The sequence below is a fragment of the Seonamhaeicola maritimus genome, assembly GCF_008056315.1.
In the GTDB taxonomy this organism is placed as follows: Bacteria; Bacteroidota; Bacteroidia; order Flavobacteriales; family Flavobacteriaceae; genus Seonamhaeicola; species Seonamhaeicola maritimus.
Map to the genome: position 1 here is coordinate 449,399 of NZ_VRKQ01000018.1, position 23,579 is coordinate 472,977.

Annotated in this window: 14 protein-coding genes; 2 read left to right on the forward strand and 12 right to left on the reverse strand. The window is 33.1% G+C overall.

Annotation, left to right across the window (positions count from 1 at the left end; translation table 11 throughout):
- Window positions 1-189: 189 nt before the first annotated feature.
- Complete coding sequence (locus tag FUA22_RS16885) at window positions 190-1,815, forward strand: ABC-F family ATP-binding cassette domain-containing protein (protein WP_147769761.1); 1,626 nt, start codon at window positions 190-192, stop codon at window positions 1,813-1,815.
- A 104-nt stretch (window positions 1,816-1,919) separates the two neighbouring features.
- On the opposite strand, the gene FUA22_RS16890 is transcribed toward FUA22_RS16885, so the two are convergent.
- The 12 genes from FUA22_RS16890 to uvrA all read right to left on the reverse strand — a co-directional run bounded on the left by FUA22_RS16890 (window position 1,920) and on the right by uvrA (window position 19,967).
- Complete coding sequence (locus FUA22_RS16890; protein ID WP_147769762.1) at window positions 1,920-2,159, reverse strand: putative signal transducing protein; 240 nt, start codon at window positions 2,157-2,159, stop codon at window positions 1,920-1,922.
- A gap of 85 nt (window positions 2,160-2,244) precedes the next feature.
- Window positions 2,245-3,129, reverse strand: coding sequence for a phosphatase PAP2 family protein (locus FUA22_RS16895; protein WP_147769763.1), 885 nt, complete (start codon window positions 3,127-3,129; stop codon window positions 2,245-2,247).
- Window positions 3,098-5,524, reverse strand: a complete 2,427-nt coding sequence (gene pheT, locus FUA22_RS16900) for a phenylalanine--tRNA ligase subunit beta (protein ID WP_147769764.1) — start codon at window positions 5,522-5,524, stop codon at window positions 3,098-3,100. Before pheT ends, FUA22_RS16895 begins: the two co-directional genes overlap by 32 nt.
- 326 nt (window positions 5,525-5,850) lie before the next feature.
- Window positions 5,851-6,789 (reverse strand): NAD-dependent epimerase/dehydratase family protein, encoded by a 939-nt coding sequence (locus FUA22_RS16905; RefSeq protein ID WP_147769765.1) that lies wholly within the window; start codon window positions 6,787-6,789, stop codon window positions 5,851-5,853.
- Between the two features lie 118 nt (window positions 6,790-6,907).
- Window positions 6,908-7,378, reverse strand: coding sequence for a hypothetical protein (locus FUA22_RS16910; protein ID WP_147769766.1), 471 nt, complete (start codon window positions 7,376-7,378; stop codon window positions 6,908-6,910).
- Between the two features lie 3 nt (window positions 7,379-7,381).
- Window positions 7,382-9,529 carry a beta-N-acetylhexosaminidase family protein gene (locus FUA22_RS16915; RefSeq protein WP_147769767.1) on the reverse strand — a complete coding sequence of 716 codons (2,148 nt, stop codon included), beginning with the start codon at window positions 9,527-9,529 and terminating at the stop codon, window positions 7,382-7,384.
- A gap of 5 nt (window positions 9,530-9,534) precedes the next feature.
- A complete protein-coding gene (gene budA / locus FUA22_RS16920; protein WP_147769768.1) occupies window positions 9,535-10,353 on the reverse strand; it encodes an acetolactate decarboxylase in 819 nt (272 codons plus the stop codon).
- 132 nt (window positions 10,354-10,485) lie between these two features.
- Window positions 10,486-10,869, reverse strand: a complete 384-nt coding sequence (locus FUA22_RS16925) for a DoxX family protein (RefSeq protein WP_147769769.1) — start codon at window positions 10,867-10,869, stop codon at window positions 10,486-10,488.
- Between the two features lie 19 nt (window positions 10,870-10,888).
- Complete coding sequence (locus FUA22_RS16930; RefSeq protein WP_147769770.1) at window positions 10,889-13,297, reverse strand: alpha-ketoacid dehydrogenase subunit alpha/beta; 2,409 nt, start codon at window positions 13,295-13,297, stop codon at window positions 10,889-10,891.
- 171 nt (window positions 13,298-13,468) lie between these two features.
- Complete coding sequence (locus FUA22_RS16935; RefSeq protein ID WP_147769771.1) at window positions 13,469-16,300, reverse strand: gluzincin family metallopeptidase; 2,832 nt, start codon at window positions 16,298-16,300, stop codon at window positions 13,469-13,471.
- A gap of 127 nt (window positions 16,301-16,427) precedes the next feature.
- Complete coding sequence (locus FUA22_RS16940; protein WP_147769772.1) at window positions 16,428-17,117, reverse strand: LOG family protein; 690 nt, start codon at window positions 17,115-17,117, stop codon at window positions 16,428-16,430.
- An 18-nt stretch (window positions 17,118-17,135) separates the two neighbouring features.
- The gene (gene uvrA, locus FUA22_RS16945; protein ID WP_147769773.1) at window positions 17,136-19,967 is read right to left on the reverse strand and encodes an excinuclease ABC subunit UvrA; all 2,832 of its coding nucleotides are present in this window, start codon (window positions 19,965-19,967) and stop codon (window positions 17,136-17,138) included.
- A gap of 218 nt (window positions 19,968-20,185) precedes the next feature.
- Here uvrA and FUA22_RS16950 point away from each other — a divergent pair, with 218 nt between their 5' ends.
- Window positions 20,186-23,563 carry a M12 family metallo-peptidase gene (locus FUA22_RS16950; RefSeq protein WP_170309959.1) on the forward strand — a complete coding sequence of 1,126 codons (3,378 nt, stop codon included), beginning with the start codon at window positions 20,186-20,188 and terminating at the stop codon, window positions 23,561-23,563.
- Window positions 23,564-23,579: the final 16 nt, after the last annotated feature.

The following is a 23,579-nucleotide window of genomic DNA, read 5'->3' on the forward strand; positions in this document are numbered from 1 at the left end:
CTTCAGTTACATATTGTTATACAAAAATATGTTATGTAATTATAAACTGTTGTTAATGCGTTGTTAAATGTTGATTTTGATAAGTTAAAGGGGTATTAAAAACCGATGATTATCAATTAAAATTAAAAGGTATAAGTTTCCACTTACCAATTCATTTTTCTACTTTTGCCAAAAAATTAAAATAAGCATATGTTATCAATATCAAATCTTTCTGTTCAGTTTGGAAAACGTATTCTTTTTGATGAAGTGAATACTACTTTTACCCAAGGAAATTGCTACGGTATTATTGGAGCCAACGGTTCTGGTAAATCAACTTTTTTAAAGATTATATCTGGAAAGAGAGAAGCTACCTCAGGCCACGTGTCTTTGGAGTCTGGTAAACGTATGTCTGTTTTAGAGCAGGATCATAATTTATATGATGAACATACTGTTTTAGAAACAGTTTTAATGGGTAACAAACCGTTGTTTAAAATTAAAACTGAAATAGACGCTTTATATGCTGATTATACGGATGAAAATGCTGAGAAAATAGGGGAGCTTCAAGTTCAATTTGAAGAAATGAATGGTTGGAATGCAGATAGTGATGCAGCGGCTATGTTATCTAATCTAGGAATAAAGGAAGAATTACATTATTCCTTAATGAGTGATTTAGATGGTAAACAAAAAGTACGTGTGTTATTGGCTCAAGCACTTTTCGGAAATCCTGATGTTTTGATAATGGATGAGCCAACCAATGATTTAGATTATGAAACTATTTCTTGGTTAGAGAATTTCTTAGCAAATTATGATAATTGTGTGATAGTAGTTTCTCATGATCGTCACTTTTTGGATGCTGTTTGTACGCATATTTCGGATATTGATTTTGGGAAAATAAATCATTTCTCCGGTAATTATACATTCTGGTATGAATCTTCTCAATTGGCCGCACGCCAAAGAGCACAACAAAATAAAAAGGCTGAGGAAAAGAAGAAAGAGCTTGAAGAATTCATTCGCCGTTTTTCAGCAAATGTTGCTAAAAGTAAGCAGGCTACCAGTAGAAAGAAGATGATTGACAAACTTAATATTGAAGATATTAGGCCAACATCTCGTAGATATCCAGCTATTATTTTTGAACGCGATAGAGAAGCAGGAGATCAGATATTAAACATTGAAAGATTAGAGGCTTCTATAGATGGTGAATTACTATTTAAGAATATTGATTTGAACCTTAATAAAGGCGACAAGGTTGTTGTGTTTTCTAGAGATTCTAGGGCTACTACCGCTTTTTACCAAATATTAAATAATAATGAAAAGGCTGATGCCGGTAAATTCTCTTGGGGTATTACTACTACGCAATCTTACCTTCCTTTGGATAATAGTAAATTTTTCAATAGCGATTTATCCTTGGTTGATTGGTTACGTCAATGGGCCCAAACAGAAGAAGAGCGTGAAGAAGTAAACATTCGTGGTTTCTTAGGAAAAATGATTTTTAGCGGTGAAGAAGCACTTAAAAAGTGTAATGTGCTTTCAGGTGGAGAGAAAGTACGTTGTATGCTTAGTAGAATGATGATGCTTAGAGCCAATGTATTACAATTAGATGAACCTACCAATCATTTAGATTTAGAAAGTATCACAGCATTCAACAATTCGCTTAAAAACTTTAAAGGTACTGTCTTATTTACAACACATGACCATGAGTTTGCTCAAACCGTTGCCAATAGGGTAATAGAACTAACGCCAAATGGCATTATTGACAGATACACTACCTTTGATGAGTATATGCAAGATGCAAAAATTAAAGAATTGCGGAATAAAATGTACGGTGTAACGGTTTAATTTAAAGTTTAATTAGGGAGTTACCCTTCGGGTCGGGTTTTCCTCTATATCTTTTTTTCGCTACTCAAAAAAGGATGCCGATGCAATCCCTAACGTAGGTGAGATTAGGCTTGCAGTTCAGAATTAACTTCTTCAATTACTAAAACTGCTTTATCAAGTTCATCTTTATGAACATGAATTTCTTGAAAGTGCGAAACTGAAGTTCCTAGTATATCTGTTATAATGCCAGAATCAGTTTGGTCTTTTATAACTGGACTAATATTTACTTTTTCAAGTTCACTTATCATGCGTTGAATAATAATTAAATTGCCTGTAAACACTTTTATATAATTTGAATCTGTCATAGCATTAAGATTTTGAGTTCTCTTAAATATAAGAAATTTTAAGGAAATTTCCTAGAAGTATTTGGTACCTTAAAAGTAGAAATAATTAAAATGCACCTCTTAGTCCCACCTTGTTTGTTCCAAACGAAACATTCCAAGAAATTTTATTTTTCTTTGAAGCTCTTTCTTGATATAAGTCGATTTTATGTAAAAACTTCTCAATACTATCTACAACAATAATACTAAGTGCAGTGCTAAAAGCTATGTCTGTAAGCCAATGGGCGTTATCAACTAATCTACTAATAGGAGGAATGGCACCAATGCTATAAATCCCAATTTTAACCCAAGTATTGTCAAATTGTTTAGCAATAGCATGGGCAGCTGTAATTGAAAGTGCTGTATGTCCTGACGGAAAAGAGTGAAATCTGGGTTCATCCGAAAATGGTTCAAATTCCCAGTTGCCTAAACCTGATTTAGGTCTTGCCCTTCCAACAGAACTTTTCAATAGTGATGATATGACTCCTGTAGTAAACGATGATGAAATTATTAAAACACTAGTTCTTCTAATTTGCTCATTTCTTGTGAATAATCCAACTCCATATAAACTGGCATTGGCCATAAAGTAATTTTGCGGACTACCAAAATACCATCCTATATCCCTAATAAACTTTGGGAAATCATCTTGTTGTTGAAGAAAGAAACTATTAATTTCATCATCAGCTGCCGATAAAGCAATTGTGCCACCAATTAAACCGCCTAATTTTAAATAATCTTTTCCTTTCCAATGGATTGGTCTTGTAAAGGCATATCCAACACTTTTAAAGCTAGATTTTAAATCGTGCTTAAGTAATTGTTTTAAACTAGTAGAGTCCTTTTTGGAAACTGTTTCAAGCTGTTGACCGAAACTAATTGTAAAAGCCCCTAAAACTAAAAATACAGTAATTAGGTGTAATACTCTGTTATCGCAATTCAGCACCCAATTGTTTTTCAAAATTAGTCTGTAACTTTTTCATGATTTTATCAATCTGCTTATCCGTAAGCGTTTTATTTTCATCTTGCAATGTAAAACTAACTGCATAACTCTTTTTGCCTTTTGGTAAGTTTTTACCTTGATAAACATCAAACAAATCAACATCTTTTAATAGTTGTTTTTCTGTTTGAGAAGCAATTTTATCAATATCTTCAAATGATACGGTTTCATCTAAAAGTAAAGCGAAATCTCGTCTTACAGCTGGGTATTTAGGAATATCTTTAAACTTAACTTTGTTATGTTTAGCCATATCTAAAATAGTATCCCAATTAAAATCAGCAAATAATACATTTTGAGAAATCCCAAAATGTTTTAAAACTTTTTTGTTAACCAATCCAAAATCAACAAGTTTATTTTTTCCTAAAGAAAGACTTACACCTTCACTAAAAACATCATTTTTGACTGGTGATACTTTATATCTTGATAAACCTAATCTATCTAAAATACTTGAAATTGTTCCTTTTAAAAAGAAGAAATCACTTTTTTGAACACTGTTAGTCCAACGTTCTTGTGAACGATTTCCAGTTACAAACACAGAAAGATGTTTAAACTCTTCTCTTGTCTCATTATACTGATGATAGGTCTTACCAAATTCAAAAAGCTTTAAATCGTCTTGTTTTCTGTTAATATTATAGCTTACAGCTTCTAAGCCTGAAAACAATAAACTTTGTCTCATTACCCCTAAATCACTACTTAAAGGATTTAACATAGAAATATTATGTTCTTCTTTCAACTGCTTACTTAGCTCTACATATTTGGTAGTTGTTAAAGAGTTTGCCATTATTTCGTAAAACCCTTGAGAAACCAACTGATTTCCAACTACATTCTGGATTCTATGATCGTCAAAACGTGATGTACTAGAAATAGAAGCGTTTAACTTTTCGGTTGTCTTAATATTATTGTAGCCATATACACGTAAAACCTCTTCAATAACATCGGCTTCTCTTTGAACATCATTTCTATAAGCAGGAACCGTTAACCCTAGGCCAGTTTCTGTAACATTATTTACTTTAATTTCTAAAGAAGTCAGAATACTTTTAATAGTTTCTCTTGGTATTTCTTCACCTATGAGTTTTTTGGCCTTATCAAAACTTAAGCGCACCTGAAAATCTTCTATTTTATTAGGATAGATATCAACAATATCACTAGTTATTTCTCCTCCTGCAAGTTCTTGAATTAGCAAAGCCGCTCTCTTTAAAGCATATTCGGTGATGTTAGGATCAATACCTCTTTCAAAACGGAAAGAAGCATCGGTATTTAGGCCATGACGTTTAGCTGATTTTCTAATAGAAACTGGGTTAAAATAGGCACTTTCAAGAAAAATACTTGTTGTACTTTCTGTTACTCCAGAATGTATACCACCAAAAACTCCAGCAATACACATTGGTTTTTCGGCATCACATATCATTAAATCATCTTCATGTAATTCACGTTCAACACCATCTAAAGTGATAAATTTTGTTCCTTTTTTCAGGGTCTTAACTTCAACTTTATTTCCAGCTATCTTAACGGCGTCAAATGCATGGAGGGGTTGACCTAAATCGTGTAAAACATAATTAGTAGCATCAACTATATTATTAATTGGACTTAAACCTATGGTTTTTAATCTATTTTGTAACCAAGCAGGAGAATCGCTTACCTTTATTCCAGAAATAGTAACACCACAATACCTTGGTGCTAAATCCTTATTGATGACATCTACATCAATTTTAAGCGTTCTATTGTCAACATGAAAAGAACTAACAGATGGTGTGATTAATTCTAGATTAAGATCTTTTTGTAATAGGCCTGCTTTTAAATCTCTGGCAGTACCTAAATGCCCCATGGCATCAGCCCTATTAGGCGTTAATCCAATTTCAAAAACATGGTCATTTTCAATATTAAAGATATCAGCACAAGCTGTCCCTACTTTAAGGTTTTGGTCTAAAACCAAGATACCATCATGAGATTTTCCTAAACCAAGCTCGTCTTCGGCACATATCATCCCAAAGCTTTCCTTACCTCTAATTTTTCCTTTTTTTATTTTCCAGCCTTCACCTTCTTCAGTATATAATGTAGTTCCAATAGTTGCCACAGGTACTTTTTGACCAGCAGCTACATTAGGTGCACCACAAACTATTTGTACAGGAGTATCTTCACCTATATTAACCGTAGTAACTTTTAATTTATCTGCGTTAGGGTGCTTTATGCAAGTTAAAACTTCTCCAACAACAACGCCTTCAAGACCACCTTTTATAGATTGGTAGCTTTCAATACCTTCAACTTCAAGGCCTAAATCTGTGAGTAATTCCCCTGCTTTTTCTGGTGCCCAATCAATTTTAATGAATTGCTTTAACCAGTTATATGAAATCTTCATAAAGTCTATTTCCTTTTGATTGCGCAAAGATAAAATAATGCTGCTAGCATTCAAACAAAGCGTAATGATTTGTAAGGTTTAATATGAATTGATTTTTACCCCCTGAATTTGAAGAAACTTAATAAATGAAGTTGGGGCTATTTGTATTTCGTTTAATGGTCTTATGGATATAAATTGTATTCTATTTTATTTATATCCAAAGTTAAATGAAGTTCATTGATTTTTCTAATAAAATCAAGAAAACAAACAACTTAATGGTTAACTTAATTACCTTAGAAATTTAGTGTAACCTCTTCTCAATATAATATTGAGAAGAGGTCTATTAGTTAATTGCTAAATTCTTTTAGTGGAACAATAGCTGGATTAAACACAATGCCTAAATCTTGTTTTGCACTATTATTTTTATAGAAAACGTGCGCATTGCCATTTATCTTTTCGTTATTAAGCATTTTTGAAATATCTGAGACTTTCCAACTTTCACTACTTAATAAATAATTCTTACCATGAAGGCCACTTTTAAGGCTAGCATTATATACGCCATTAGCAACATCCTTAACATCTACGATTGCAAATTCAGCATCAGTATCAAATAGCATTTGTACAAATGGGTTTGGGGCAATTTTATTTTTGAATAAAAATTGCAATCCAGAAGACGTAGAATCTTCCCTGTTTGAAAGTGATTTTCCCATTACAGCCACAGGTGAAACACTGGTTATTTCAAAGTTGGTATTTGGATGTTCTTTAATGAACTTCTCTACTGTTTGGTTGGCAATAAATTTTGCTTGTGCATACGGATGACTTTCTTCGCTCATAAACGGTTCATCAGTTTCATCCATATTCTCATTAGGTTGTTTTCCTCCTGGAGGCATAGGGAAATTGGTGTTATATGCGGCAACAGATGCTATAAAAACAACTTTTTCAACATCTGGTATTTCTGTGATTACTTCTAGAAAGTTTTCTGTTCCCTTAATAGTAGGGTCAAATAATTCAGTTTTTGGATCTTTAACGTCTAATTGAAATGGTGTACCACCGTGAACTACAATACTGCAATCTTTAATAAATTCTGTGAGCTGATTTTTGTTTTCAACTTTTAATGGTAGAATTTCCAAATTCTCTGCATTCGGTAGGTTTTTTAAATGCTGATATTTTTCTGTTTTAGAAATATCAGTAGCTGATACTTTGACTTTAAAACCTTCTTGTAAATATTTTTTTGTAATGTGACTTCCGATAAATCCTGAGCCGCCTATAATTCCAACTGTTTTCATTTTCTGAGGGTTTTGATTAGTAACAAATTCTTCCAACAAATTTGAAGATGGTTTAAGTTCGCAAATTTTTCACACAAAACCAAGTCGTAAATAGCTTAAGTTGTTAACTTATAACATTTTAAAAGTCCTCAATCAATGTATTAAAGTCATACTGTAAATCTTCATGTAATGTTGAAATATGTTTTTTAGCCAATAACAATTGCCGATTATACATGTTTTGCAATTGTGTGCTAGGGTTAATACTTGGTGTGAAATCCTTTAATTTTTCACAAAAATAGAGTAGGAGCTCTACCTCAGTTTCTTTTTTATGAGAGTACCGAACATATTTCTTTATATTCCGTAAAATCTTTCTAACACTTTTACGAATGTAATAATAGCTATCTCTGTTAATAACCTCAAACTCTTCATCTATATAGGCTTTCACACTTTCAATATATCCAGTTTCGTTATGTGATTCAAATAACAAATAGGTGAGTAGTTCTTTGTTTTCCTTTTTGAAGCGTGATAATCTCAAACAAATATCTTGAACTTCTTTATGAGAAAGTGTATTGAGTTCTTGCTTAATTTCTTTTACTGAGACCGCTTTCATTTATTATAGATTTGATACTGCTACTACTTCTTTTTTAACTTCATTAACCATAAGATTCCAATTTAAGGCTCCCGGGCGTGCTAACATTTGAGAATGATAATTAGTGTTTGAAATACTAGCATATTGTTGAATAGCTTCTAGGGATCTTTTCATGTAATTAATAGCAATATGACTGTATTTTTTTTCGTTTGTTTGTTGAAAATAAGCCAAATTGGTTGCTGCATCAATTTTGTTTGCGTAAAATAAGCCCAAATATCCCATAGCTTTAATATCCGAAAGTAATGCTTTTGTTTGAACAGATGCCGTGCTATCAGCGAATAATTGTTTTGAGTTGTTAATTGCTGTGTTACTCCAAGAAATCAATCTATCAGTGACTTGAACTGGTGTTATTTCTGTAATTCCTTCATTGGCAAGAGTTTTTGTTACATAATTTTTACAGTTGATTAGATTTTGATTTTGCATTACTGGATTATTAACAAAATCGAAAACATCTCTAAAGCCACCTAATTTTTCACGTGCTCTACAAGACTCTACAGACCAATCTGCATCCCAATTACGCCAATGAAACCTATTTACTTGAGGAATGATTTTAGAAGCGGTTTGCCACGTATTGAACAATAATTTAGCATCATCTGAAACATATTGTTTTTTGAAAGTTTTAAAAATAATTTCTTCCGAAAGCTTATTGTTATAACCTAATCTTCCCCAAAGCATAAAACGGAATTTGTGTTTATCAAATTCGTATTCACCAGAAAGCTCCGGATTTTTACTTATAAATTCTCTTGCCCACACATAACCGTCAGAACCCATATAGTAGCCTTTGGTGTCGTCAGGCATATTGGCAATAAAATCTCTAACGTAATTTGTATTTGCCCATCGGTGTACAAAAATATCGTCGTTTCTAAGATTCCACCAAGATTTTAAACCGTATTGCTTCATGCTTTCAATGTGTTCATCATAGAAATTGATGCTAGGCGAAGAATATAAACGAGCCTTGGCATATTTAAAGCTAACATCAAAAGTATCGGGGTAATCACCCCAATATTTCATTATTTGCTCCATGTCAGAATGCCAAACTCTGTGAATGAAATTAACTTCTCTATTTGGTTGTTCTTTTTTAAAGTCTAGAATACCCATTCCGTACGTGTTCCAAACCCATTCCTCACGGTTAGAACCTTCCCAAGTTAAGGGCATGTGTTCACCAGAAGTAATGCCAATTCCCTTTACATGCGGATAGGTTTTTAAAAATTGCTTGGTAGCAGCCCTATGATATGCTATTGTAATAGGATTATCCATTTGATGAGTGATACCATGTTTACCAGGTTTTTCATCGCGCATGTTTATTCTATAGGTTTTATACATAGGTTCAACAGGCGTAGCAACACTATTTGGGCAGATGTTCCAATTAATCCAGTATATATCAATGCCTCTATCATGGGCGTATTGCATTACTTTTTGCCAAAAAAGAATTTTATCATCAATAGATTGTTTTTTAACTAGTTTTAAATTGTCAAAAACCACCGTGGACACTAGTCCAGGGTCACCCATTTCATTTTCTAATCCGTTAGGTTTATAACTGGTAGTGTATATATCATCTAATGCTATATCAGGATATTTCTCTAGTTTAATCATAGAAGGGAATGGATGTGGATTCCATAGAGACAAAACGTTGTAACGATTAGTAGCCATTTGATCTAAATAGTTTTTCCAAAAATCCCATTCCCAAACGGTTTTTACATTTCTTATAGCTGCATCTCCAGAATCATCATAACTTGGAGTACGTGCATCCAAAGGAATATTCATTTTTAAGCCTCTATTCTGAATGAATGGTTCATGTGATGTATTTTGAATTCCACCATTTAATGCTAATTGTTCAGCAACCTCTAAACCACCATACATTAATCCTCTTTCGTCCCCGCCAATAATTGTTATTTCATCTGAATTTACAGTGATGCTATAGGCTTGTGCTTTTTGTTGAAGGCTATCTATTACCCACGTAATCTTAAGTGTTTCCTGTCCACTTTCTTCAAGTGATTCATTAATCTTTTCCCTAGCAAAATCAACCAAAGGAGATTTTATTTCAGTTGAAGTTGAACAACTAAAGAGTGAAACACTAAATAGTGTTAGGATGAAAAGGTATTCTTTAAACATGATTTTTAGTTGTACTGAAACGTCTTACTTAAATCTACGTTTTCAAATTCCTTGCTAACTGGCAAATCAAATTCGTATTTTGTTTTTGTGTCTGATTGTACTTCTAACGCCCCTGAAGATTCAAAATCCATAACATGTCCACCCCATTTTTTATCATCACTTATAAAGTGAAAGTGATGCCCTCTAGCATTAATATCACCTATATAATCTGGACAATAAAAACCAACCAAGGTTCCAGAAATATTTTCAGCTTCAAAAACAGGTCTATTAGGAATCAGAACATCTAACCCTTCAGTAAAAGGCCTTTCTACTTTTGGTACACCGCCAAGTTTAATATGTTTGAACGAACCGTGAACTTTATAAATATAGAAGTAATGGGGTGATTTCTTTTTAGTATCCAATTTTGAAGCTAAATCTGAAAAATTAAAAGGTTCTTCAATAGTAAATTCTTCTTCCTTATCAAAGAAAGCCGCATCTGCATAAACTATTTCGTCATTATCTTGTCCAACATTTATTTCACCGTTTTCTCTTATTCGGTAAGGTACTCCATCAAGCATCACCAATTCGCCATCTAAAAAATCGAACGATCCTAGACCAACATCACCATGTGTTTTAAGCTCTTTTACTGTTAAATTTCCATCAAAAACTTTGTTTACAAAGGCAAACCAGATAGAGTATTGGTAAAAAGTGTCTTGATTATCTGCTATTACTTCTGGTTCTTCAATAGAATTGATTTTTGTAATTTCAGATTTTTCTGTTTTGTTCTGGCAAGAAAAGGTTAAAGAGACTAATGATAAGATTAACAGTCTAAAAACAGGTTTCATAGTATAGTTGTTAGTTGATTAAAAAGAAAGTTGAACGAATTTAACTATTTTATTGAGGAATGTCAATTAAGAATTAATCAAATAATTGTATTTGCTGTTCAATGGGGTAATAATCCAATCAACCTATAGTGCTTAACTTTTTTTAAAACTATCAATAGAATATTTACCGGCACCTGTTAAAAATAAAACAACAAAGCACATTAAGTATAATATTGCTTTTTCCTTTTTGCCAATTGGATCACTAAGGTGAATTACAAAAGCGGCCACAAACATTGTTATTATAGCTGGTACTGAAGCTATTTTGGTTTTAAAACCAATAATCATAAATATTGGAGCAAGAACTTCTCCAATTAACGTGAGAATAAGGGAAGGGGTTTCACCCAAACCGATAGGGTTGGAAAATTTAATAGGCGATTCAAATAACTTTGAAATTTTTGGAATACCGTGTGTTAGCATTAATCCTCCAGAACCAAACCTAAGAATTAATAGCGCTAAATCAATAAGATTTTTATTCATGATAAAAATGGGTATTATTCTACCTTAGTTTAGGGAAATCAGTGGGATTTAATTCATGCATAACTCCGTAAACTGCCTCAAAAATATCTTCAGCGGAAGGTTTAGAAAAATAATCTCCATCATCACCATAGGCAGGTCTGTGCGCCTTAGCAGATAATGTTTTTGGCTCACTATCTAAATACTGAAAAGCCTTTTGTTTGTTAAGTATTTCGTCTAGAATGTAAGCAGAAGCTCCACCAGGTACATCTTCATCAATGATCATAAGACGATTCGTTTTTTCTACACTCTTAACTATGTCATGATTTAAATCGAATGGTAACAAGGACTGCACATCAATAACTTCAGCGTCAATACCTAAACTTAATAACTCTTTAGCGGTTTGATATACAATTCTAAGTGTAGAGCCATAGGAAACAAGCGTAATATCATTTCCTTCTTTTATGGTTTCAACCACTCCAATTGGTGTTTTTAAATCTCCAAGGTTATTAGGCATTTTTTCTTTTAATCTATAGCCATTAAGACATTCTACAACAATTGCCGGATCATCACCTTGAAGTAAAGTGTTATAAAAACCAGCAGCTTTAGTCATACTTCTAGGAACTAGTAAATTAACTCCTCTTGCTAGATTTAAAATGCCACCCATTTGAGAACCTGAATGCCAAATTCCTTCTAATCTATGACCTCTAGTTCTTATTATTAATGGTGCTTTTTGTTTGCCTTTAGTTCTGTAGTGAGTTGTTGCTAAATCATCACTAATTGTTTGAATAGCATAAAGAATATAATCTAAATACTGAATTTCGGCTATTGGACGTAAACCACGTAAGGCCATACCAATTCCTTGTCCAATAATAGTAGCTTCACGAATACCAGTATCTGCAACTCTATGTTCACCATATTTAGCTTGCAATCCTTCCAAACCTTGATTAACATCACCAATAGTACCGGTGTCTTCTCCAAATACCAGAGCTTCAGGGTAATTGCTGAAAATAGCATCAAAATTATCTCTTAAAATAATTCTACCATCAACTAGTTGAGCGTTCTCATTAAATGTAGGCTTTACTTCTTTAATACGGGTGTTTGAATGCCCTGTCTCAGAATATAAATGTGAGCTAAATCTAGGTTGACTGGTTTCAAAAATTCGGTCAATCCATTGCGCTAGCTTCTGTTTTTCATTTGATGTTTCTCCAATTGTGTACCGTAAAGTCTTTCTAGCATTAGAAAGAAGATCTTTTCGGGTAGGCTCATCTACACTTGCTACGGCGTCTTTTAATTTAGAAATAAAAACTCCGTTAGAAGATTTAGTTGCTATTTGAGTTAGTATTGAAACTAATTCTGTTTTTTCTTTTATTATGGGTCTTAAAAAAGTGTTCCAAGCATTCTTTTTAGCTTCTCTAACTTCTCTTTTAATAATGCGTTCTATTTCAACTAACTCTTCATTAGTAGAAATACCACTTTCAATCATCCACTCACGCATTTTTAAGTTGCAATCATGCTGTCTTTCCCATTCTAAACGTTCAGAGCTTTTATAACGTTCATGAGATCCTGATGTAGAGTGTCCTTGTGGTTGAGTGAGCTCCATGACATGAATTAATACTGGAACATGTTCATTTCTAGCTATATCACCTGCTTCTTGATAGGTTTCAACAAGATTAGCATAATCCCAACCTTTAACGCGTAAAATCTCAAAACCTTTGTTTTCACTATCACGCTGAAACCCTTTTAATATTTCGGAGATGTTCTCTTTTGTAGTCTGGTGTTTGGCATGTACAGAAATACCATACTCATCATCCCAAACATTCATCACTATAGGAACTTGCAAAACTCCAGCAGCATTAATAGTTTCAAAAAATAAGCCTTCACTGGTACTAGCGTTTCCAATAGTTCCCCAAGCTACTTCATTTCCATTAACTGAAAAATTGGAAGATTTGATATTTTCTACTTCTCTGAATATTTTCGAAGCTTGTGCTAACCCTAGTAAACGAGGCATTTGTCCGGCAGTACAAGAAATATCTGCACTAGAATTGTATTGTTTTGTTAGATCCTTCCAATTTCCATTATCATCTAAACTGTGGGTAACAAAGTGACCACCCATTTGTCTTCCAGCAGACATTGGCTCTTGTTTTATATCTGTATTTGCGTATAATCCGGCAAAAAACTGTTCAACAGTAAGTTCACCTAAGGCCATCATTAGGGTTTGATCTCGATAATAACCTGATCTCCAGTCACCTTTTTTAAAGGCTTTAGCCATTGCTAACTGAGGTATCTCTTTTCCGTCACCGAATATTCCAAATTTTGCTTTACCTGTAAGTACTTCACGTCTTCCTAATAAACTACACTCTCTACTTCTTACAGCTATTTTATAATCACTGATAACTTCGGTTTTGAAATCCTCAAACGATATATTTTTTAAACTAGGAATACCTTGCATATTGGAATTTTTTCACTCACGCAAAAGTAATCAAACTTTAACTTTTATGCAATTATCAGGATGTGTAAATGATTGATAAGTAATTAATACATTTTAATTATTTACAATATATAATTATATAATAATTAATAAAAACAATGTTTTAATAAGAATAATGTAAAAAAGAACATGTTAAAACCATCTTCTTCTGAATAGACCGAATAGAACTTGAGGGTCAGCTGTGAACTTGAATCTAATCTTCTGGTCGTAATTAGGCTGCCCTAATTCCCAGCCCCTATTTGAGTAAACCGGTAAGTAAATTTCAAAATAATCTGCAACAAGATTGATTCTTATTCCAGAATCATACATAAAATGAGCTGTATCAAATTTGTTTTTTACGAGTCCCATGTCTCCATATGCCAATATGTATTTCCAAATTGTTGTACTTGCATTTAGAGTGGTAATCCATTGGTTAGCAAATGGTGTATTTAATTTGGATTTAAAACCACCTTCAGCAGTAATATATTGTTGACTAAAAATACCTGATGCTTCAGAACGTCCTAGGTATGCATAGTCAAATAGATAATCTGTTGGTCTATCTAAAGCAAAACTAAAATAGTTTGAATCTAAATCAGTATTGTTTTTTAGAAATACACCAGTAAATGCTCTTAAATTTAGCTGTCTGTTACTTTCAAACAGTTTTCTGTATTCATAATTAAAAGCCACTTTACTAAAGTTCTTTGCCACCTGAAAATCTACATACCACTTATTGAAGTTAATCAAATTGTCGTTTGAGTTGATGTAACGCGCATTGAATATGCCATAATTAGGCTCTGTAGAAGTTAAAACGTTGTTTTCGTCTTTATCTCTATGAATATCTACATATCTAAAAGTTAAAGATTGTCTTTTATTTGATCGAAAATCATTGTCTTCTCTAAACAAAAGGGATATTGAAGGTGTGATTTGTCTAACAAAAAGATTCTCGGCATAAGACGAATAGGCTGCACCGATACCATAACTTAAATTATACAGGTTTGAGTTTTCAAAATAATGTGTATTGGATACAAATCCGGAGCCTGTAAAGGTTTTAGATTTAAGGGCGTATTGAGGTTCTATTCTATAATTAAAAAGTTTTCTTAGTACCGTTTTGTTATATACTCTAGAACCAAATGTAATACCATCATAAATATTATTAAATTCTACTACAGGCATAAAGAAAACCTGATTATAATGAGGGTCTTCAATATCTTGAAACACCCTAAATTGCAAGGGTTTATTGTTGAAAAAAAAGCCTTTTAGTGATTTCCAATTATCTCTAATGTTTATTTCTGGAATCACTTTATTGTAGTTTAAAACAAGTTCTGTGGCATCATTTCTTGGAATGGTAATTGTTTTACTGCTAGATATGTTTTCAATCCATTTTTTAGATAATATGGTGTCATTTCTTAATGAGAAAAGAGAAACAGGCATACTATTACCTCGTTTGTTTTTTATAGTTAATGTAACAGAATCTTTATTTTTAATAACCTTTCTAATTTTAAAATCTATTTTTTTTCTGGTATCTAAATAGTCGCTAAAGAACCAGTCAATGTTTTTGTTGGTTTTTGATTTAATAAAAGATTCAAACTCTTTAGCCGAAGTTTCCTTTAATTTTTTGGCCTTTATAAAGGATGATAAACTATTTTCAACCACATCATGATTTACAAAATCGTCTAAATATCTTAGGCCAACACCAGCTTTGTATTTATTGGCAATATTTGCATTGAACTTTAAGAGAGAATCTTTAGCCATGGTAAGCTTTTGATCTCTATTGGTTCGAGCCATTAACATAAAGGCTAAGGTATACTTGTCATTGAATTTCATATCGGCTGCATGAAACGAACGAACCCCCCAAAGATCTGCAATTGAACCTAAGAATTTCATGTCAGGATAATGATTATCTACATACTTCATTGCATAGTATATCTGAAAGGCATCTAAAAGCCATTGTTCTTTTCTTGGGTTTATTAGTAGTGTGTTTTCGAGATAATTATGAAGAGATATTTTTAAAAGTTTTAATTCGTATTGAAAATGATTTGGATATGGCTTTATGAATTTAGGTAAAAAATTCATTCCGTAAATAGGGTCTTTATCATAATCAATCTGTGAAAGCAACAACTTTTCATGCGGATACTTCCCTAGGTTTTCATCTAAAAATTTTAAAACCTTATCAGTAATTAGAACCTTATCAATGGTCTCTAACCCTTCATCACTTATGCTAGAAACAAGAGTCAAACTATCATTTTGAATGTATTTGAAATCTTTAGTTTTTCTTAAAAAAAGTTTAGTGCTAAGTCGGTTTTTACCAGACAATATAATTGTTTGATCTTTAGGGTTTTGAACATAGCTATTTGAATTTAATTCTGAAGTTAAAAGATAGCCTTTTGGATAATCTATTTCAAATGCTAAATCAGCTTTTGGTATGAACAAATCATCTAAATCTTTATTGCTATAGTATTGCCATTCTCCATTATAAATTGCAGGTGTTATATACCAGTACCTCAAATTTATATCACCAATTTCTGTAATGCCGTATTTGGTGAATTTGGAATTTGGAATTTGAACAATACATTCTAAATCAATCTTATAATAGCTATTTGGTTTTAAAGGCTCATTTAAGTCAACTTTGATAACATCAGGATGCCTTTCAAGTTCACAATAATCAATATCAACTCCATTTTGTTTAACCGAAGTAATAATAGAATACCCTCGATCTTTATTTTTGGCTAAATGAAAATCATTAATGTATTCTTCAGCAATTCTTTGGGCCAAAGGTGTGGTTTTTGTAGCATAACTATTAGCCCAATTATTTAAATAGATAGTTGTGAGCTCGTCTTCTGTAGTATTATAATATTGAATGGATTGAGAAATTGTTATTTTTTTATTTTCAAGGTCAAAAGCAGCCTTAAGGTCTATTTTATTTTGACCAAAACCATGGTAGCAGTATATGCTAACAATAAAATAACTAAGGAGACGAAAATTCAATTTGCTATTAAAACAGTTTAAGGTTAAATATTCATTTAAGGCTTTGCAATATAAGAAAATATGGTAGTTGATAAGCTTATCAATAACTTCTTTATATATTAAACAAGTTAGAACATAAAATACCTAACTAGAAATTAGGACTCAGTTGAGATTCCTTATAGAAATCATCTAAAATAGCTGTTACTTCTTCTCCAGTATCAACCAAATGAATTAAATCTAAATCATTAGGACTAATGTTTCCAAAGGCATCTAAAAGTGTGTTTTTAACCCAATCTAGCAATCCTTCCCAAAATTCTGTGCCAACCAGAATAATTGGAAATTTTCCAATTTTGTGTGTTTGTATTAAGGTGATAGCTTCAAATAATTCATCTAATGTGCCGAATCCACCTGGCATGACAACAAATCCTTGAGCATATTTTACAAACATCACCTTACGCACAAAGAAATAATCAAAATCTAAATTCTTATCATGATCTATATATGGGTTATCATGTTGCTCAAAGGGTAACTCAATATTTAAACCAACTGATGTACCTCCTCCAAGATGAGCACCTTTGTTACCAGCTTCCATAATTCCAGGTCCACCACCAGTAATAACACCATATCCGGCATCAACAATTTTTTCGGCTATTTCTTCAGTAAGTTTATAATATTTATTCTCTGGTTTTGTTCTTGCAGATCCAAAAATAGACACACAAGGACCTATTTTACTCATTTTTTCAAAACCATTAACAAACTCTCCCATAATCTTAAAAATAGCCCAGGAGTCGTTCGTTTTTATCTCATTCCACCCTTTATGGTGTGATTCTTTTCTCATAATTAAAATTTTTACTTGCTAATTTAATTCTTTTTTAAGGAATTTGGCCGTATAGCTTTTTTTGTGTTTTACTACTTCCTCAGGAGAACCTTCTACAATAATTTGTCCACCACCTTTACCGCCTTCATAACCTATATCAATTATATGATCAACAGTTTTAATTACATCCAAATTATGTTCAATAATAAGTACTGTGTTGCCTTTGTCGACGAGTTTATTAAGTACTTGCATAAGCACTCTAATATCTTCAAAATGCAAACCAGTTGTTGGTTCATCAAGAATATAGAACGTATTGCCTGTATCTCTTTTGCTTAATTCGGTAGCAAGTTTAATTCGTTGTGCCTCACCACCTGAAAGGGTTGTACTTTGTTGACCTAAAGTGATATACCCCAAACCAACATCTTGGATAGTTTTAAGTTTTTTATAAATTTTTGGAATGTTCTCAAAGAATTCAACTGCTTCATTAATAGTCATGTTTAAAACATCACTAATAGATTTTCCTTTATATCTAATTTCCAGTGTTTCTCTATTAAAACGCTTTCCTTGGCAAGTTTCACATTCCACATAAACATCTGGTAAAAAGTTCATTTCTATGACCCGTAAACCACCACCTTGACAAGTTTCGCAACGTCCTCCTTTAACATTAAAACTGAATCTGCCAGCTTTATACCCGCGTATCATGGCTTCTGGTATTTTAGCAAATAAGGCTCTAATCTCACTAAAAGTGCCCGTATAAGTTACTGGGTTGCTTCTTGGAGTTCTTCCAATAGGTGATTGATTGATATCAATCACTTTATCAATATGCTCTAAACCTTTAATGCTTTTATATGGCATAGGTATTTTAACCCCATTAAAATAATGGGCATTTAAAATAGGGTATAAGGTTTCATTTATTAATGTTGATTTCCCACTACCAGAGACACCGGTTACTCCAATCATTTTTCCTAATGGAAATTTCACCGAAACATTTTTTAGGTTATTACCGGTACATCCTTTTATTTCTAAAATCTTACCGTTACCTTTTCTACGTTTTTCAGGAATTTCTATTTCCTTACTACCATTTAGGTAATCGGCTGTTAGAGTATGATGAGATTTAAGTTCATCAGGGTCACCAATACTAATAATTTCACCCCCGTGTTTACCCGCTTTAGGACCAATATCAATCACATAATCGGCACGTTCTATCATGTCCTTATCGTGTTCAACTACAATAACCGAATTCCCAATATTTCTAAGTGAAACCAATGAGTTTATGAGTTTTTCATTATCACGTTGATGAAGACCAATACTGGGTTCGTCCAAAATATAAAGTACACCAACCAATTGTGATCCTATTTGAGTAGCTAGTCTAATTCGTTGAGCTTCACCACCTGAAAGTGATTTTGAACTTCGGTTTAACGATAGGTAATCTAAACCAACATCCAATAAAAACCGAAGTCTTGATTTAATCTCCTTTAAAACTTCTTCAGCAATTTTAAATTGCTTATCTGACAAATGCTCGTGTAAATTGTTAAACCATTCTGCTAATTCAATAATATCCGTATTGGCAAGTTCAGCAATATTTTTTTCGTTTATTTTAAAATAGAGAGATTCTTTTTTTAATCTACTTCCTTCGCATTCAGGACATTTAATTTTGTCCATATAGCCTTTTGCCCAACGTTTTAAAGATGTAGATTCGGCTGTTTTGTACTGGTTTTCAATAAAATTGGCAACCCCTTCAAAATCAATATTATAATTTCTAGTAACACCAAGGGTTTTACTTTCTACTGAGAATTTTTCATTTCCACCAAAAAGAATCATTTCCTTGGCTTCTTCAGGAATATCCTTGTAGGGGTCAGTTAATTTAAAATTGAAACGTTGTGCTATAGTTTCAAACTGCTTAAAAATCCAGCTGTTCTTTTCAGGTCCATGAGGAGCTAAAGCTCCGTTCTTTATAGAAAGTGAATCATCCGGGATAATTTTATCAGTATTTACTTGGTGTAATTCACCAATACCGTTACAATTTGAGCAAGCGCCTTTAGGTGAATTGAAAGAGAAGTTATTAGGTTCAGGGTTTGGATAAGAAATACCAGATGAGGGACACATTAAATTTCTGCTAAAATACCTGGATTTATTGGTGTTTTGGTCAATTACTAGCAAAACATCATCACCATGATACATTGCCGTATTAATGGTTTCAGTAAGTCTTTTATCATTATCAATGGTATCATTAACAACTAGTCTATCAATTACAATTTCAATATCATGTGTTTTGTAACGGTCTAATTTCATGCCTTTCACAAGGTCCTTAATTTCTCCGTCAGTTCTAACCTTTACAAAACCTTGTTTCGCTATTTGCTCAAATAACTCGCGGTAATGCCCTTTTCTTGATCGAACTACTGGTGCAAGTATATTAATCCGTTTATCACTAAAGTCCTTAATAATAAGCTCTTTTATTTGCTCATCGCTATAACTTATCATTTTATCACCTGTATTATAACTGTAGGCGTCACTGGCACGTGCGAATAGTAAACGCATAAAATCATAAATCTCAGTAATGGTTCCAACTGTAGACCGTGGTGACTTGCTGGTGGTTTTCTGCTCAATAGCAATAACAGGTGATAAACCATCAATTTTATCAACATCAGGACGTTCTAATCCTCCCAAAAACTGACGTGCATATGCCGAAAATGTTTCTATATATCTACGTTGTCCTTCAGCATATATAGTGTCGAAGGCCAACGACGATTTTCCACTACCAGAAAGCCCAGTAATAACAACAAGTTTCTCTCTTGGAATGGAAACATCAATGTTTTTAAGGTTATGTACACGTGCACCTTTTACTTCAATAAATTCGTCGAAATGGCTCATAAATAGACAAAACAGCAAAGTTACGATTATTAAATTTTAAAAGGAAGTGGACTATTAACCTTAATAGTTATTCCATAAGAGAGAAGTTTAATGCAAAAATCATCGATAAAATGTCTACCGTGTTTATTTTGAATGTGTTATCCGTGTTTTATCGAAAAATTTTGGACATACTTAGCATGGTTTATACATTCGAAATGTTAACAAACCCCAAATTTATTATGAAAAAAAATTACCTAACAGGTTTAGATTCTAAAACCTATGTACTTCTTTTAACTTTGTTTTCCTTTGTTTATTTGAATGGGCAAAACCGTTCGGTAGCTTTTGAAAAGGTTAGTTCTCAGGCCTCCTTTTTTAATGATATCAAACCTAAAAAACCCATTAGTAAGATAAATAGCGTGCCTTTTCAGGCTAAGCGACAAGTTGAAAAAGGAATAGATGTTAAGAAAGCATTATTCTTTTCCTTTAATAATGAGATGGTAGCTGAAATAATTTCAGAAAAGTCCGAAAGAATACTTCTAGAGTTACCTTATGAAGGAAATAGTTCTTTAGAATTACAACTAATAAAGTCTAAAGTTTTAACAGATGAATTTAAGGTTTATAAAGGCTCAGATCGAAGCAAACCTGTTGAATATAAAAAGGGAGCTCATTATTGGGGTGTTGTAAAAGGTGATTCCGAATCTATGGTGGCCATAAGTTTTTATGGTGATGAAATAGTTGGTAATTTAAAGGTTAATGGGAAGTCTTACGATCTAGGTAAAATTCGAAATAATGCAGATAAACACCATATTTTATATGAAAACAAAGACATTAAGGAACAATTCGATTTAGATTGTTCAACACCTGATGAGGTAGGGCATATGCATAAATCATCTAGTGCTAAAATAGAATCAAGCAGTAGTCTTTCAGCTGGTAATTGTGTAAAAATGTATTTAGAAACAGACTATTCTATGTATGAGCATTATGGAAGCGTAGAGGCTGTTGCCAATTACGTTACAGGCGCATTTAATCAGGTTATTTTGCTTTATGCTAACGAATCCATAAACATGTCAATAAATGAATTAGTGGTTTGGGATGTAGTAGATCCATACCCAGGAACCGATACATCATCTATCTTAACTCAGTTTAGAGATGGATTGGCAGGTAATTATAATGGAGATTTAGCTCATTTAATTATCAAGTCATCTGAGGTTTCAGGTGGTCGCGCTTATGTGAATGTATTATGTAATAGAACTTATGGCGTTGGTGTAAGTGGTATTGGTACTAGCTATAGAGATATTCCTAATTATAGCTGGACTGTAATGGTGCTAGCTCACGAAATAGGTCATAATTTAGGTTCTTCGCACACGCATAGTTGTAAATGGAATGGTAATAATACGGTTATTGATGACTGTGGAAATGTTTATTATATGAATAATAATCGAGATGATGATGGTGATGGTATTGTGGACAATCTATCCGATGCACAGTATTTTTCCTCGTGTTTTGATAATGTAAATAATATTATTCCCTCAGAAGGTGGAACTATTATGAGTTATTGTCACTTGAATAGTGTTGGTATCGATTTAAGTTTAGGTTTTGGCCAGCAGCCAGGAGATCTTATACGAAGTAGAGTTGCAAATGCCAGCTGTCTTACTACTTGTGCAGGAGGTCCACTTTTAGCTGAGGCTTCTAGTACCGATGTTACTTGTGGTTCCAGCAGCGATGGTACAGCAAGTGTTGTTGCAAGCGGAGGAACTGGTAATTATAGTTATTCTTGGAGTAATGGAGAAACAAGTTCTTCAATATCTAACCTTTCACCTGGTACTTATAGCGTTACTGTAGACGACGGTAATGAAACAGTATTTGATTCTGTAACTATTGTTGATAATAATAGTACTTATTACGCAGATATTGATGGTGATGGTTATGGTGATCCAAATGTACCTCAGTTAGCATGTTCGCAACCAAATAATCATGTTGAAGATGCAACCGATTGTGATGATTCTGATAACCAAAGTTATCCTGGAGCTATTGAGATATGTGATGGAAAAGACAATGATTGTGATGGTAGTATAGATGAAGACTTAACTGTTCAAACATATTATGCCGATGCCGATGGTGATGGCTATGGTGATCCAAATACTACGGTAGAAGATTGTGCGCCACCATCGGGTTATGTTACTGATAATTCTGATTGTAATGACAATGATATTACTATTTATCCTGGGGGAACTTGTGATGATGGTGATGCTTGTACAATTAATGATGCTTATGATAGTAATTGTAATTGTGCTGGAACGCCAACAGACGATAGTGATGATGATGGCGTTTGTGATGCTTTAGATGTTTGCCCCAACGGTGATGATACAATTGATGTAGATGGCGATAATATCCCTGATGATTGCGATGACTGTAATTCTCTAACTGAAGAATTCCCCGGCATCAACCATCCTGGATCTGGTATAGAAGAATCAACTGTAAATTTGCCTAACGGAAGTAAAGGAGCCTCTTTTACAATATCGGGAATTAATGCCAGAACGGGAGGAAAACCAGGTAATAGATATATAGAGCAAATAACAGTATATTTTATATTTGGTGATAATATAAAAGTTACTTATGGTGTTTTTTCTGGTTCTAATACATCATCTGTAAATGTTAATATCCCAGGTGAGGTTAAAAGCATCACTGTTCAGTTAGAAGATATTTATACTGGTAATACAAATGGGAATATGAATATTACTCTAGGTAGTGTAGCTTATTGTGGTCCTTGGAATGATATGGGTTGTTCAGATTCGGATAGTGACGGAGTTTGCGATGAAAATGATAGTTGTGCTGGACATGATGACAATATAGATAGTGATAATGATACCGTACCAAATGGTTGTGATGTTTGTCCAGGAGGAGACGATAGAATAGATAGCGATGGCAATGGTGTTCCAGATGATTGCGATACCACTAATGAGTGTGCAAATCCATCTACGGCAATTTTCAGTATTAATCCTTTAACGCATTCTGGTGGTGGATCGAGTTCATCAAGTGTAAGTTTTAATGGAGCTTCAGATATTTCGTTTAGTATTACCGATGTTGATCGAAGAACGGGAGGAAAGAAATCTAATAGATATACCGAGCGAGTTGTTGTTACCTATGAAGATGGAAGCGGTGAGACTATTCCTTATGGCACATTCAATGGGGTTGATGCTGAGGTTTCTATCTCAGGTGAAGTTCAATTGGTAACGGTTACTTTAAACGAAGGAACAGGTAATAACAATACAGATTTAAGTATCTCAATTAGTAATGTTTCTTACTGTAGTAATTCCCAAATAGCTCCAGCATTAGAAGGTCTTCCTGAGTTTTCAGAAAACACTAGAAGTAATAATTTATTATTATATCCAAATCCTAGTAAAAATGAAGTTTATGTTAAGTGGGCAAGTATACTACCAGAGGTTAAAATAACATTTTATGATGTTCTTGGCAAAAAACTTCAAAGCAATAGTTATTACAGACAAAATTTTATAATGCTTGATACAAGTAAGTTAAGCGGAGGTAATATATACTTTTTAACTTTTGAGGTTGCAGGACGGGAAACACAGACTCGTAAATTAATTTTGTTAGATTAATAGATTGTTGTAAATA